The 13,784-nt window shown below is 47.4% G+C and carries 12 protein-coding genes; 3 read left to right on the plus strand and 9 right to left on the minus strand.

Translation table 11 applies throughout. The features are described 5' to 3' along the window. The first annotated feature begins 172 nt into the window (after positions 1-172). The gene (locus RBK99_RS13170) at positions 173-721 is read left to right on the plus strand and encodes a gamma carbonic anhydrase family protein (protein ID WP_317505063.1); all 549 of its coding nucleotides are present in this window, start codon (positions 173-175) and stop codon (positions 719-721) included. Between the two features lies 1 nt (position 722). On the opposite strand, the gene RBK99_RS13175 is transcribed toward RBK99_RS13170, so the two are convergent. The 3 genes from RBK99_RS13175 to RBK99_RS13185 are packed head-to-tail and all read right to left on the minus strand — an operon-like array spanning position 723 to position 5,814. Continuing rightward, positions 723-3,809 (minus strand): error-prone DNA polymerase, encoded by a 3,087-nt coding sequence (locus RBK99_RS13175; protein WP_317505094.1) that lies wholly within the window; start codon positions 3,807-3,809, stop codon positions 723-725. 1 nt (position 3,810) lies between these two features. Further along, the gene (locus RBK99_RS13180) at positions 3,811-5,214 is read right to left on the minus strand and encodes a Y-family DNA polymerase (protein WP_317505064.1); all 1,404 of its coding nucleotides are present in this window, start codon (positions 5,212-5,214) and stop codon (positions 3,811-3,813) included. Next, positions 5,215-5,814, minus strand: coding sequence for an ImuA family protein (locus tag RBK99_RS13185; protein WP_317505065.1), 600 nt, complete (start codon positions 5,812-5,814; stop codon positions 5,215-5,217). A 117-nt stretch (positions 5,815-5,931) separates the two neighbouring features. On the opposite strand from RBK99_RS13185, the gene yihG reads away from it, so the two are divergent. Both yihG and RBK99_RS13195 read left to right on the plus strand, forming a co-directional pair. Next, entirely contained in the window at positions 5,932-6,843 is a 912-nt protein-coding gene (gene yihG / locus RBK99_RS13190; protein ID WP_317505066.1) for a 1-acylglycerol-3-phosphate O-acyltransferase, YihG family, read from the plus strand. A 12-nt stretch (positions 6,844-6,855) separates the two neighbouring features. Then, positions 6,856-8,091, plus strand: coding sequence for a mechanosensitive ion channel family protein (locus RBK99_RS13195; RefSeq protein WP_317505067.1), 1,236 nt, complete (start codon positions 6,856-6,858; stop codon positions 8,089-8,091). A 1-nt stretch (position 8,092) separates the two neighbouring features. On the opposite strand, the gene RBK99_RS13200 is transcribed toward RBK99_RS13195, so the two are convergent. The 6 genes from RBK99_RS13200 to RBK99_RS13225 all read right to left on the minus strand — a co-directional run bounded on the left by RBK99_RS13200 (position 8,093) and on the right by RBK99_RS13225 (position 13,775). Next, positions 8,093-8,710, minus strand: a complete 618-nt coding sequence (locus RBK99_RS13200; RefSeq protein WP_317505068.1) for a thiol:disulfide interchange protein DsbA/DsbL — start codon at positions 8,708-8,710, stop codon at positions 8,093-8,095. A gap of 51 nt (positions 8,711-8,761) precedes the next feature. After that, on the minus strand, positions 8,762-9,766 hold the full coding sequence (locus RBK99_RS13205; protein ID WP_317505069.1) for a serine/threonine protein kinase: 1,005 nt from the start codon (positions 9,764-9,766) through the stop codon (positions 8,762-8,764). Continuing rightward, on the minus strand, positions 9,759-11,189 hold the full coding sequence (gene ccoG, locus RBK99_RS13210) for a cytochrome c oxidase accessory protein CcoG (protein ID WP_317505070.1): 1,431 nt from the start codon (positions 11,187-11,189) through the stop codon (positions 9,759-9,761). The genes RBK99_RS13205 and ccoG overlap by 8 nt, the downstream gene beginning before the upstream one ends. Before the next feature lie 66 nt (positions 11,190-11,255). Then, complete coding sequence (locus RBK99_RS13215; protein WP_317505071.1) at positions 11,256-12,488, minus strand: Zn-dependent hydrolase; 1,233 nt, start codon at positions 12,486-12,488, stop codon at positions 11,256-11,258. A 128-nt stretch (positions 12,489-12,616) separates the two neighbouring features. Beyond that, positions 12,617-13,144 (minus strand): carboxymuconolactone decarboxylase family protein, encoded by a 528-nt coding sequence (locus RBK99_RS13220; protein WP_317505072.1) that lies wholly within the window; start codon positions 13,142-13,144, stop codon positions 12,617-12,619. Positions 13,145-13,229: 85 nt separating this feature from the next. Beyond that, positions 13,230-13,775, minus strand: a complete 546-nt coding sequence (locus tag RBK99_RS13225) for a peroxiredoxin (protein WP_011235799.1) — start codon at positions 13,773-13,775, stop codon at positions 13,230-13,232. Between the last annotated feature and the right edge of the window lie 9 nt (positions 13,776-13,784).

Raw genomic sequence — 13,784 nt, forward strand, 5'->3', positions numbered from 1 at the left:
GAGATTTATCTCGCCCCGTCAAGCGCTTTTCCTGCCTTTTTAACTGTTTCTTTACTGACTGCGTAAAGTTTCAGCAACACGCTGTTTTTCTCACCAAACTAAGGCCAGACATGACCTATTATCCTCTATCTGCTATAAAGGTGATAATAGCTTTTAACCTAGGAGCACACTTATGGCCGATATCCGCAGTTACGCTGAATATGAGCCAACTATAGGAGAACGAGTCTATTTAGACCCGAGCTCAGTTATTGTCGGTAATATTTCGATTGGTGATGACAGTAGTGTATGGCCAATGGTTTCAGCACGAGGCGACGTTAACAGCATTACTATTGGTAAACGCAGCAACATTCAGGACGGAACCGTTCTTCACGTCACACGCAAATCCAACGCTAACCCAGACGGACACCCCCTCGTTATTGGCGATGACGTCACGGTAGGGCACCACTGTATGTTGCATGGTTGCAAGCTGGGCAATCGCATCCTGGTTGGGATGTCCGCGGTCATAATGGATGATGTAGTTATCGAAGATGATGTCATTATTGGCGCAGGCAGTCTTATCCCTCCGGGCAAGCGTCTGGAGAGCGGCTATTTATATGTGGGCAGTCCGGCGGAAAAGAAACGTCGCCTTAATAACAGTGAAACCAGCTTTTTAAGCCAGTCAGCGCAAAACTACGTTGAATTGAAAGATGACTACCTTTTGCAGGTAGGCCCAGTGTCTTAATTTAATGAAAGCGTCGACTTTCTAGTCTCGAAAAAGTCAGCAGGCCGGATAAGTCCTTTAACCGGCCTGCAACAATATGTACGACTCCCTCATGAATTTCGACAATACCTTTCACCCAAAGTAAATTGCTGGTCAGGAAACTTTGCCGAAACTGGCGAGCCGTATGCGCCCAAACCACAACGTTACTGTTGCCACTTTCATCCTCCAGAGTTAAAAAGGTGACGCCGCTACGAGTTCCCGGCCGCTGCCGGCAAGTAACCAACCCCGCCACAGTAAGTACTTGCCCCGATCGACAAGCGAGTAGGTCGCTTGCCATTACGCAGTTCTTTAGCTCTGGATTATTCCTTAATAAAGCCAGTGGGTGGCGACCTAATGTCAGACCTGTCGACTCATAGTCTGCTTTTATATTGTCTGGCTCGCTCGGTGCTGTTAACTGACGGGTAGGGCGATCCTGGACTTTAGCAAACAACGGCATTTGCTGATCACTCATGGACAGACTTTCCCAATGCGCCTGATGGCGATGCCCGACGATGCTTTTTAAAGCATCGGCACGGGCCAGTGCGTTGATATCGGAATCTCGCAATCCGCTTTGTCGTAACTCATGAAGACTGGCAAAACCTTCTTCCGGTCTTTGGCTCAATGTTTGTTTAACTCTGGTTTCGGATATTCCCTGAATTTGTCTTAACCCGATGCGTACGGTTTCGCTAGAATTCGAATCACTTTTAGGTAGCCAACAGTAGTCCCAGCCGCTGCTGTTAATATCTGCCGGAAGGAATTTGACGCTGTGCCGTTGTGCATCCTGCACTAGCTGAGATGCCGAATAAAACCCCATTGGCAGGCTATTAAGCAACCCCACATAAAATGCGGCTGGGTGATAAGTCTTAAACCAGGCTGACACATAAGCCAGATTAGCGAAGCTAGCAGAGTGAGACTCAGGAAAACCGTATTGTCCAAAACCACAAATTTGCCGAAATAGACGTTCTGCAAACTCTTGTTTATACCCCCGTTCCAGCATGCCGCTAATCAACTTGTCTTCAAAGCGGGTTAAGTGCCCACTTTGTCCCCATGAAGCCATCGCTCGACGGAGTTGGTCAGCCTCTCCGCCGCTAAAGCCGGCCGCAACCATAGCCAGCTTGATCACCTGCTCCTGGAAAATTGGCACCCCAAGGGTTCTTTCTAATACAGACTTCACCTCATTGCTGGGGTACTCCACCGCTTCAAGACCCGCCCGACGACGTAAGAAAGGGTGGACCATGTCACCTTGTATCGGCCCGGGCCGCACAATTGCAATTTGAATGACTAAGTCATAAAAGGTTTTTGGCTTTAACCGGGGCAGCATGTTCATTTGTGCCCGCGACTCAATCTGGAAAATACCCATAGAGTCGGCAGTTTGCAGTTGTTGATAAACCCGGCTGTCTTCCTGAGGAATAGTTGCCATAGTCAGTTGCTGTTCATTACGAGCATTAATGAGCGCCAGCATTTTTCGTAATGCCGTTAACATGCCCAGCGCCAGCACATCCACCTTCAATAATCCCAGACTTTCCAAATCGGTCTTATCCCACTGAATAACGGTTCTGCCCGTCATTGACGCATTTTCTACCGGAACCAGTCGTGATAATTCATCCGCAGCAATCACAAAGCCACCAACGTGTTGAGACAAGTGCCTGGGTGTGCCCATCAATTGCCCGGTAAAATGCAGGAGATGCTGGCCACGCACCGAGCTGGTCACTTCAGGATGCTGCTGTGTTAACTGTTGCTGCCAGCTTAGCTCTTTGTCTCGCGGATCTAAGTTACTGCGGTAATAGTCTAATTGCTGTTCACTAAACCCCAGCACTTTACCAACATCACGAAAAGCACTTTTAAAACGATAAGTAATAACAGTTGCGGCCAAAGCTGCCCGCTGCCGACCGTACTTTTGATAAATGTATTGAATGACTTCTTCACGCCGTTCGTGCTCAAAGTCCACATCAATATCCGGCGGCTCATTTCGCTCCTTAGAAATAAACCGCTCGAACAGTACCTGAATTTGCGCCGGGTTAACGGCAGTAATCCCCAGGCAATAACACACAACGGAGTTTGCTGCGGAACCGCGCCCCTGAAACAGAATACCCCGATCACGCGCAAAACAGACCAAATCGTGAATGGTCAAAAAGAAGGGTTCATAACGTTGCTCTTTTATCAGGGCAAGTTCTTTAATATAAAGCGCTTTGACTGACGCAGGAACACCTTCCGGATATCGCCAGCGAGCTCCTTGCTCGGTTAACTGTTTTAAATAATCTGAGGCACTTATACCCTCAGGAACCAGCTCTGCCGGGTACTCATAGCGAAGTTCAGACAGGCAAAACCGGCACTGGTTAGCAATAATCACGCTTTCTGCTAACCATTTTTGCGGGTAGCACTGTTGCAATTCACTGATACTGCGTAAGTGTCGCTCGGCATTATCACTGGCTAACCCGGGTTGATGTACTAACGAGCCACCCTGTTGAATCGCATTAAGAATGTCGTGTAACGGTTGCTGATTTGCATTCACCATTCGGACATCACCGGCGCAAGTGACTTTCACTTTAAGTGCCTTTTGCAAATCAACCATGGCCTTAAATGCCTGTTTATCATTAGCCTGATAATGACGCTCGTACAGCAACCAAAACCGCTGCTGCCATACAGACTTAAGCTTTTTACCAATCGCCATAAGCTGAGTTTGCTCAAACGCAGGCTGCCAGAGTAAAAAGCATTGAGAAAGCCCGTTAAAAAAGTCATCGATACTAGCCTGATAGTGGCCTTTTTCACTGCGGCTGCGAAACAAAGTAATCTTTCTGCAAAGCTGCGCATAGGCTTCACGGGTTGGGGCCAGCAAAACAAAAACACCTATATTGGTTACCCGAAACTCACTACCAACAATGAGTTTAATATCTCGTGCTTTCGACGCCTGATAGGCTTTAACAATACCTGCTACCGAGCATTCGTCCGTTATCGCTATGGCAGAATAACCGAGTTCATCGGCGCGAATGACCAAGTCCTCCGGCGAAGCCGCAGAGCGCAAAAAGCTGTAGTGGCTTAAACTGTGTAGTTCAGCAAAAATCTCCTGCATATCAACTAAACCAGCCTTGCAGATACCATTGCCCGTCTTCAAAGTAGAGCCACCCAACACGCTGACGTACATCTTTTGCAGTCCAGTAATCCCGAGTTATGTTTCTGGCATCCCACCAACCGCAGGTCTTTCGTTCAGGTCCCTCCCTTAGTTGCCATAAATCTATTGAGGTTGGCTCTGGAGACGTTAATAACCAAAGAGGGCGCTTTGGTGATGCGGACAGTGAAGGAGGCTTTTCACCCGGCGGCCGCGGGAATTCATTCGTGCCAGGTCTGGGGTCGTCATTCATTGCAGGAGAAAACACGGCCCGGTCACCTAATTTTGCCTGCAGCCGGCCGATAAGCTGCAAGGTTTCATGACGATGCTGTTGCCCACCAAAAAAGTGCTCATTGCGCTGCTCAGCACACAGTAGTTCGCCAGCCACCAATCTAATTTCCAAAACCGGTGCCGGCAAAGGATAAGACTCCATTTTCAACTGTAATAAAGACAGAAAGCTGTGGCCGCGCCAGCCTTTGTCGGCTAGCGCGACCGGAATAATAGAGGGCGGAGCATCTCGATGGTGCAGTTCAATGCTTATCTGCTGAACTACTTTTTGCCGCTGGTAGAAAAAGTCTTCCATCTCACCAAATAGTCGCTTTAGCGGGAACAACAAACCTTGCCAGTGAGGTATTTCCGTTACCAGATCCAAGCTTTGCTGAAACGTTTCCGGTGGTATAAAAAAGTCATAACTTTTCTGACTTCGCCCCTGCAAGCGCTCCAGGTGTAACTGTGTCTCTAAACCAAACTGACCGCCGACTTCGGCTGCGGATAGCTGCATCAGTTCACCCAATTGACGAAAGCCGGTCGCCTGGCAGTCTTTTTCTACTTTTGCGCTTAAACCGGCCGCGTTAATAGGCAGTTGGGCCAGCAACTGAGCTGACTCGTCGGTGCTTAGCGAAACGGGGCTATCGTATTCCGCTAAAAGCTTTGCCGCTAACGGGTTATCCGCACAAGCCAGTTGAGCGGTAACCGGTAACGCACGAACCTCTCGGTGTAAAACATCAGATACTGCATTTAACCCGCCGTACAACTGACTCAAGCTGCTCAGTTCAATGGCAATGCCTTGGGGTGGATAGAGAACCAACTTAGCAGCCCATTGATATAGACGGGTAGCCAGCTGGTGCAACACCTGTTGTTCCCGCTCAGGACAGTACTCCACTAACTGAAGCTGCTCACAAAGCGAAATAGCCATCACTGTTTGCAGCAATGGCTTCACGCCAGCTTCCTGCGCTAAAACGTTGCATTGTACGATAACAGAGTGATTGCTCTGCAACTGATAAAAAGCCAAAGGCAGGGTGTTGATATCAGGCTGTAACCGGCTTCGGTTATCCAGCAATAATTGTGGAAAATGACAGTATAGCCACATTTAATTTAGGCCAATATTTTCCAGTGGCCAGCCCGCTTTGCGTTTTAGCAGATCGACTCTGACGCCTGTATCTGAGAGCTTTAACCGTAATCGGTTCGAGTAAGCCCGGGCTTCTTCAGTTAAAGCGGGCTCACTCAACACAACCCCCATTTGCCCAGTTTGAGTGGCCTTATACCAACGACGAACACAGTGAGCTGAAGCGTTTTTTTGTCCAAACCAGCCCAAAGCCACTGCGTTTTTTGTTTGCAATACCTGCTCAAAAGCCCAGGCGGCTTTATCCACACTCGTTTGAATGACCACCTGCATAGATTCACTAAGCCCATAGTAATGTAGGCCTGCAGCAGATAACCAAGCCGGCGGGTTTATCCAGAAAACTGAGTGGTTTTGCTGCACCGCCTGCTGAATTAGCGGCAACAATAGCGCCTGCTCAGAGAATGGGGTTTGCAACTGCCATTCATGTAATCCCGGAGACTGCCAGCCCCCTCCAAGTGCCTTGTCTAGCGCCGGAAAGCCTGTGCTTAACGTTGTATCCTGGCTGCCTTCGACCTGGCCATGCCAGATAAGCCCCTGTTTAATAAGAGTCTGAAGCTTTGTTTGCATAACACCTCCAACACTGTATATTTATACAGTAACATTAATTTTTACGGGTTAGCAACAGACATCATTCTTAGCTTCAGTTATCATTTATTACATTATTTATAATTAGGGTAAGGCAACATGCTGACATCAATACTTATTCCCTTTAGAGTCGTTATTAACCTTTTATGGGGAATTATCACTACCGCCATTATCGGCGGACTGATTATTGCTGTCGGTGTATTTAAAGTCTTATTACCTTTTAAAGCCCCTCAACGTATTTGCTCGCAACTGGGCAATGGATTGTTCAGAGTTTGGGCTTACTGTATGTCGATGATGTTCCAGCTGACTCAACGCATGCAGTGGCATATCAAGGGCGACCTCGATATCCATGAAAAGGGTTGGTATATGGTCATGGCAAATCACCGTAGCTGGGTCGATGTCGCCGTACTGATGCACTTGACCCGCCGACACATGCCAATGCCTCGCTTTTTTTTAAAATCACAACTTATGTGGGTACCGGTTATTGGCTGGGGCTGCTGGGTACTGGATATGCCTTTCATGAAACGTTACTCAAAGGCTTTATTAGAGAAAAAGCCACACTTAAAAGGCAGGGACATTGCCACTACGACCCGCTCCTGCGCAAAGTTTCGTCACATTCCGACAACCGTTGTGAACTTTTGCGAAGGTACGCGCTTTACTCCAGAAAAACACAAGAAAAAACACAGCCCTTTTCGTAACCTACTACCGCCAAAAGCAGGTGGTACCGCGTTTTCGCTACAAATAATGGGAAGTCAGTTTGAAGCAATTTTAGACATTACCATTGTCTATCCAGGTAGTGATAAGCGCCCTGTCGTCTGGCATCTACTCAGCGGACAGCTCAAAAACGTCTATGTTGATATAAAGACATTACCTATTACTGACGATTTAATCGGTGATTACGCTAGTGATGAGGCGTTTAGGAACCACTTTCAAGAGTGGTTAAATAAACGCTGGCAAGAAAAAGACCAAACCATTGATGCAATGCGTAAGGAAATTCACAGCACCCGCTAAGGGAGTTTTATAATGGACTTTGAGTTTATAAAAGAATGGCTGCAAAAGTTCGGAATTGAGAGCAACCTACAGGAATTGAGCCTTGCCATCAGCTCACTACTGGTTTTATTTGGCTGTTACTTTGTCTATGCCTTAGCGCGTTGGATTATCAACCACGCCATCGACCGGCTGCTAAGCAAAGCACCCGAGCGATGGTATAAAGCGCTGGTTAATAGCGGATTTTTTAAGCGCTGTGCCAACCTGGCTCCAATTGTCGTCATACACAGCTTCATACCTATTCTGTTCATAGATAACTTTGAGAGCTGGCAGTCACCGCTGCGCACAGTCGTCGGAATTTACCTCACCTGGGTGATCACCAGCATCCTTACCGCGTTAGCAAACGTCGTCTCTATTGCTTATGACTACAGTTACAAAGCACGTGAAGTGCCTATTACCGGTGTTATACAGGTCATAAAATTGATTCTGGTATTGATGGCAATCATTATTACCATCGCTATTATTATGAACAAGTCTCCCATGTATCTGCTCAGCGGCTTTGGTGCCATGACAGCTATTTTAATGGTGGTCTTCAGGGACACGCTAATGGGCTTTGTGGCCGGAGTGCAACTGGCAACCAACCGTATGGTCGCTATTGGTGACTGGATTGAGCTGCCTGATCACAATGTTGACGGCACCGTCCAGGAGGTTGGGCTAATTACGGTGCAAGTTGAGAACTGGGATAAAACCATTGTGTATTTACCCACCTACGTATTAATTCATGAGTCGTTTAAAAACTGGCAGGGAATGATTAATACCGGTGGCCGTCGCATGCGTCGATCATTAATGATTGACCTGGACAGTTCCAAACTTCTTTCCGAAGAACAACTAGAAGAACTTGCTAAAAAACACTTCAATCAATCTGTCGACGACTGGTTAAAAGCCAATGAGCTGGAAAAGCCTGTCAGCAACTTAACGGTGTTTCGGGTCTTTACGGAAAACTATCTGAGAAACCATAAGCAGGTACGCGACGACCTCACTCTCATGGCGCGTCTGATGCAACCCACCCCAGCAGGATTACCATTGGAGATTTACGCGTTTTGCAAACAAACAGACTGGACAAAATACGAGGCAGTACAAAGCTCTATTGTAGAATATTTATATAGTGTGATGCCGGACTTTGGACTGAAAAATTACCAATATTTAAATAACAATCAGGCCTTCTCCCAGACTGAAGAAGGCGCATATTGTCAGTACAAACCAGAGTCCTGAGTTACTTTTCTAACAGGTAACCAGCTAAGTCAGAGAAGTCTTCAGCAAAATTATTGCTGTCACGGAAGCCCTGTGGCAGCATTTTGTACTTTCCATTGACGATAAAGGTTGGAGTTGCATTAACACCCAATTCTGTTGCACGACGATCCATATTCGCGGCAGCAGCACGAACACTGAAGCTCGCCATCGCTTTATCAAATTCCTCACCAGAAACGCCGTTTACAATAAAGACGTTGCGAATATCTTGTTTGCTGGTCAGCATGCTATTTTTATTAAAGTTATAATCAAAAATTGCAGCGGTAAGCTCATCTTCTTTATCTAGCTTCTGTGCGACCACAAACGCTTGAGTCATGGTTTCACCAACATCACCGGTAGGGCTGATAAAAGACACATGCGACTTTTCGAAAGCTTCCGGGTACGTTGCTTCCAGCTCTTTTGCTATCGGCTCGAACCGGTAGCAGTGAACACAGTAAAATGAGAAAAACTCTGCAATTTCCGGAGTACTGGTCGCTTCATCGGCTATTACTTCATAGTGAACACCTTCTTCAAAATCCTGAGCCTGAGCAAAACCTGCTGTTAGCATTAATGCTCCGACAAAACCCATTAACCACTTTTTCATTGTCATTTCCTGTTATCTGTTAACACTATCGATTTAAATTATCGGTTTAAACTATCCGTTAAAGCCAAGGTTTATCGGGGCTTCATCCAACCCCGCTAATTGTTCTTTCAATGCCAGAATCTGCTGTTCCCAATAACGGCTTTCCGAAAACCAGGGAAACGCTCTCTGAAAAGCACTATCTTGCCAGCGACGCGATAACCATGCCATATATTGAATGATTCTGAAACTGCGCAAAGGTTCAATTAATATCAGCTGAGCGGTATCGAATTCACAAAAATCCTCATAGCCGGTCAGCATAGCGTCCATCTGCAACGTCTGCTCCTGATGCGGCCCATTCAGCATCATCCATAAATCCTGTACCGCAGGGCCAGAGCGACAATCATCAAAATCGACGAAGGTCAGCTTTTCTTCATACTGCAGAATATTCCCGATATGGCAGTCGCCGTGCAGACGCTGGTAATCAAAATCCTTCAACGGTGTAGAACGTAGACGTTCACTTAAGGGATCAAGAATGGCAAAAAAGGCGTCTTTTAGCTCAGTGGGCAATAAAGCGGACTGTCTCAACTCAGCAACGGACTGCTCGACAAAGCCATCATAATCTATAGTTTCCCGAACCTTAAATTGACCTGCCTGAGCCACCGCATGCATGCGCCCAATTTGACGACCGAGACGCTCTAACTCATCCAAGTCGTTCGGCTCAAACGCCCGTCCGCCAATACTGGGATAAACGCAAAAGCGGTAACCCTCAAATTCATGCAGCCGCTTGTCTTGTAACACCAGCGCCGAAACGGCCGGAACTTCGGCTTGAGCAAGCTCCTCAATAAATTCAATCTCTTCCTGAATCTGCTCTGTGCGCCAGCGCTGCGGTCTGTAAAACTTTGCGACATAGCGCTGGCGTTCATCGTCAGCAAACTGGTAAACCCGGTTCTCATAGCTGTTAAGCGCTAATAAACCCGAAGCCGGATACAAACCAACACTCTCTAAGGCATTAACAACGAGATCCGGCGTCAGTCCCTGAAAAGCGAAGTCTGACGCGCTCTCTGTAAGATTACTCATATAAAAAGCGGCTCTGATGCGTATTGGTTATCTCCGCATTATCAACCGCTGTGACCACGAAGTAAAACTCTGTCACCTGCTCTTTCAATAAAGACGGTGGAACCGCCACAGTTAAAGGTAAAGTTCCAACTTCGCCAGCTTCAACTTCTTTAGTGGCATCGCCGATAAGCTCAAACTCTTCAAAACCTTTAACTTCGATACGATAAGTTCGGTCCTGCTGCGACTTATTGACCAGCTTTAGGGTAAAGACATTTTCAATTTGGCCTTCAATGTTTTCTCTGAAAAGCTGATTACGGTCCCGCAGGACATCCACTTCCAGAGGTACCCGGGTAGCTACGTCCCACACCAATACTGCACTCACCGCAACCACCATAATAAAGTAGCCAATACTTTTCATTCGCCAGGGGTTGGTCTTCTCTTTCTTATCTTTCGCCGCCAGGTTTCGTTCTGTCGTAAAGCGGATAAGGCCTCTTGGGTACTTCATTTTATCCATCACATCATTACAGGCGTCGACGCAGGCTCCACAGTCAATGCACTCGTACTGCAAACCGTTACGAATATCAATACCCGTTGGACAGACTTGAACGCACATATAGCAATCAATGCAGTGCCCCAGGTTCTTTTCTTCCAAATCAGCTTTACGCGAACGCGGTCCCCGGGGCTCTCCTCGTTCGGCATCATACGAAACCGTGTAGGTGTCCTTGTCAAACATAGCCGACTGGAAGCGAGCGTAAGGGCACATATGCGTGCACATAATTTCCCGCATGTAACCCGCGTTACCATAGGTACAGAAAGTGAAGAACAGAACGCTGAACGTTGCCCAGAAACCCGCATCTAACGTAAAGAAATTGACGAACAACTCGCTGATGTCAGTAAAGTAGCCGACGAAAGTCATAGAGGTTAATAAAGCCACCAGCACCCAGCTGACTTGCTTGCCCGTTTTGCGCCAGAGCTTATCAAAATCCATTTTTCGCTCATCCAGCTTAATACGCTTATTGCGCGGACCCTCAAACTTTTTCTCGAACCACATAAAAATGAACGTCCAGGTGGTTTGCGGGCACATAAACCCACACCAGACGCGGCCAAAAACCGTGGTCACAAAAAACAGAGCTACAGCGGCGACAATTGCAAACCAGGCAACCACGGTAAAGTCCTGCGGCCAAAGCGTTAAGCCGTAAATACGAAAGCGCTGTTCCATAATATCGAGTAGAACTGCCTGCTCGCCCTGATAAGTGAGCCACGGGATAAGCGCGAAGACCGCCAGCAGAAGAAAACCAAACCCGCGTCGGAAGTATTCCATTACCCCTTTAATATCACGCACATAAATACGGCTACGGGGGGCATAGTTATCGTTGTGTTTTTGTCCGTCAGGACGTTGAATTTTGACTTTGTCGGCCGACTGAACCGTTATTTTCTGTTCCATGAGCGATACCACTTAGTGCCACGGCGAGGTACGCACAGTATAACGGATATTATCCGGTTGCGCAGCTCACTGGGCTGAATCAATAATACAATCTAAAAGTATGTTACAACCGGCTTCGACATCATGCCAGTGGGACCACTCATCGGGGGCGTGACTGACACCGTTAACAGACGGAATAAATATCAGCCCGGACTCCGTAATTTCTGTGAAAAACTGCGCATCATGTCCGGCTCCGCTGGGCATTTTAAGACACGAATAGTTTCTGGCCTTTGCCTTGTCTTCTATTTGCTTTGTCAACTTTTCTGAACACGCTTGCGGGTTTAACCAGCTGACTTCCTCGTACTCAAACTTTAACCGATGCTTTCTGGCAATAGCCGACAAAGCCTTATTACAAGAGTCCGCAAGTTCTTTCATGACATCACGACTCATATCACGCCCAACAATAGTGAACACCGCTTCTCCCGGAACCGTATGCGGACTACCCGGCTTCAAATCCACTTTGCCTACCGTAATGCGCGTTTTATCGGTGCCGTCTTCAGCAATAATGCGCTCAATTTCGTGGGCAAAATCCGCCAAGCCCATAAAGGCGTCACTGCGCATATTCATTGGTGCGGTACCTGCGTGATCGGCTTTTCCTTTTAAATGAACAATCCATTTGAAAACGCCGGAAATACCTTCCACCGCACCAATGGTCAGCTCTTTTTGAAAAAGCACGGGTCCCTGCTCTATGTGCAGTTCATAAAAGGCTTTTAGCCGCTCCGGAGGCCAGGCAGCATCCAGCGCATCCATAACATTCATACCATGGGCGGCCATCGCATCTTTCAAGTACACATTGTCGGCATCGTGCGCCGACATAAGCCAGTCCGGGTTGAGCACACCAGCAATAGCCTGCGACCCCATCATGCCGCCGAAACGACCTTCTTCTTCAGCCGTACCCACCACCCAGACAGGGTGCGCTAATTTAATCTCGTTTTCTTTGATCGAGCGCAAAACTTCGAACCCTGCCAGTACACCAAGTGCCCCATCAAAAATACCGCCAGCCGGAACGGTATCCAGGTGCGAACCGGTAAGAACAGCCGCCTTCTTACGGTAATCGCCCATACCAAAGAACACATTACCGGCACCATCCATAAAGGTTTCGAAACCTTCTGCTTTTGCCTGATCCATCATCCAACGTCGTGCTTCCATGTCCGCATCGGTAAAACCCCAACGGTAAACACCATGGTCGGTTTCGTTATACCCAATTTTCGATAGGTCACGTACGGTTTTCTTGAGACGGTCAGCATTAATGCTCAGCATAATTACCTCCTTAGCTTCTGTTATTAAGCGTAGGACATAAACTAAAGAGCACCAAAGCCGCAAAAAAAAGCCCGCACCAAAAGGCACGGGCAAACGTTGCTCGGGGCAAAGGGGAGCCCCTAGAGGGTTTACGACAGTTTACGTGCAGTTACGGCTGCATTAAGTACCGCCGCCAACTTAATCGACGATTGAATCGCCTGCGCTGAAACCTCATGCTTCAGCAGCGTTTGTACGTGCGAATCAATACACATACCGCAACCGTTCAGTGCCGATACAGCCAGTGAGAACAACTCAAAGTCCGCTTTATCCACACCCGGATTAGCCATTGCATTCATGCGGAGTCCCGCAGGAAGTTTAGAAAATTGTTTATCGCTCGATAAGTGCAGGAAGCGATAATAAATATTGTTCATTGCCATTAACGACGCTGCGGTTTTCGCTGCGGTCTTAACGTTATCTTCAATTTTACCTTCTGCTTCTTCTTCCACTGCCTGAGTCAGTTCGTCATTCGCCAAAGTGTAAACAAGCGAAAGCGCTGTGCCGTAGAATTGGTCGCTGGTTAACCCTGACTGTTCAACATTTGAGAACAAGCTCGACAGGTTGAGTTTGGTGTCTTTACTGTGATCACCCAGTAACTGTTTGTAGTCTGCAATTGCCATGCTTAACTCCTGAAATCCATTGAAAGTGCGGAATAAACGCCAATGACAATGCCATCAGCGCTTATTTCGGGGACATTGACACCGATTAAAGAGTGTCGCCGCCTAATGCACGGTTACAAGGGCATAACTCGTCTGTTTGCAAACCGTCCAGAATACGGACGATTTCTGCCGGGTTACGGCCCACGTTCAGGTTGTTAACCGATACGTGCTGGATAACGTTGTGCGGATCAACAATGAAAGTAGCACGCAAAGCAACGTTTTCCGCTTTGTCACGAACACCCAGGCCATCAACCAATGAACCGTCATCGGCAAAAGAGTATTGGTTCAAACGGTCAAGATCCGGATGCTCACGGCGCCATGCCAGTTTCACAAATTCGTTGTCTGTACTGCCACCCATCACTACTGCATCGCGATCAGCAAAGTCTTCGTTCAGTTTTGCAAACTCAACAATTTCAGTAGGGCAAACAAAAGTGAAATCTTTTGGGTAGAAGAAAATGATTTTCCACTTTCCTTCAAAACTGTTGTTGTCGATAGTTTCAAAAGCGCTTTCGCCATTCTCTTCTGGCATGTTGAACTTAGGTTTCGCCGCAATTACGCTGAATTCTGGTAGTTTATCGCCTACTGTTAACATGAATAGTCT

Origin of the sequence: Idiomarina solivarensis, from assembly GCF_033052755.1 — a bacterium.
Taxonomy (GTDB): Bacteria; Pseudomonadota; Gammaproteobacteria; order Enterobacterales; family Alteromonadaceae; genus Idiomarina.

What these genes read in the sequence shown, in the direction of transcription:
- RBK99_RS13225 (WP_011235799.1), bottom strand. Translation starts at nt 13,775, where the DNA reads ATGTTAACAGTAGGCGATAAACTACCAGAATTCAGCGTAATTGCGGCG.
- RBK99_RS13185 (WP_317505065.1), bottom strand. Translation starts at nt 5,814, where the DNA reads ATGCAAACAAAGCTTCAGACTCTTATTAAACAGGGGCTTATCTGGCAT.
- RBK99_RS13175 (WP_317505094.1), bottom strand. Translation starts at nt 3,809, where the DNA reads ATGCAGGAGATTTTTGCTGAACTACACAGTTTAAGCCACTACAGCTTT.
- RBK99_RS13220 (WP_317505072.1), bottom strand. Translation starts at nt 13,144, where the DNA reads ATGGCAATTGCAGACTACAAACAGTTACTGGGTGATCACAGTAAAGAC.
- ccoG (WP_317505070.1), bottom strand. Translation starts at nt 11,189, where the DNA reads ATGGAACAGAAAATAACGGTTCAGTCGGCCGACAAAGTCAAAATTCAA.
- RBK99_RS13180 (WP_317505064.1), bottom strand. Translation starts at nt 5,214, where the DNA reads ATGTGGCTATACTGTCATTTTCCACAATTATTGCTGGATAACCGAAGC.
- RBK99_RS13215 (WP_317505071.1), bottom strand. Translation starts at nt 12,488, where the DNA reads ATGCTGAGCATTAATGCTGACCGTCTCAAGAAAACCGTACGTGACCTA.
- RBK99_RS13205 (WP_317505069.1), bottom strand. Translation starts at nt 9,766, where the DNA reads ATGAGTAATCTTACAGAGAGCGCGTCAGACTTCGCTTTTCAGGGACTG.
- yihG (WP_317505066.1), top strand. Translation starts at nt 5,932, where the DNA reads ATGCTGACATCAATACTTATTCCCTTTAGAGTCGTTATTAACCTTTTA.
- RBK99_RS13200 (WP_317505068.1), bottom strand. Translation starts at nt 8,710, where the DNA reads ATGAAAAAGTGGTTAATGGGTTTTGTCGGAGCATTAATGCTAACAGCA.
- RBK99_RS13170 (WP_317505063.1), top strand. Translation starts at nt 173, where the DNA reads ATGGCCGATATCCGCAGTTACGCTGAATATGAGCCAACTATAGGAGAA.
- RBK99_RS13195 (WP_317505067.1), top strand. Translation starts at nt 6,856, where the DNA reads ATGGACTTTGAGTTTATAAAAGAATGGCTGCAAAAGTTCGGAATTGAG.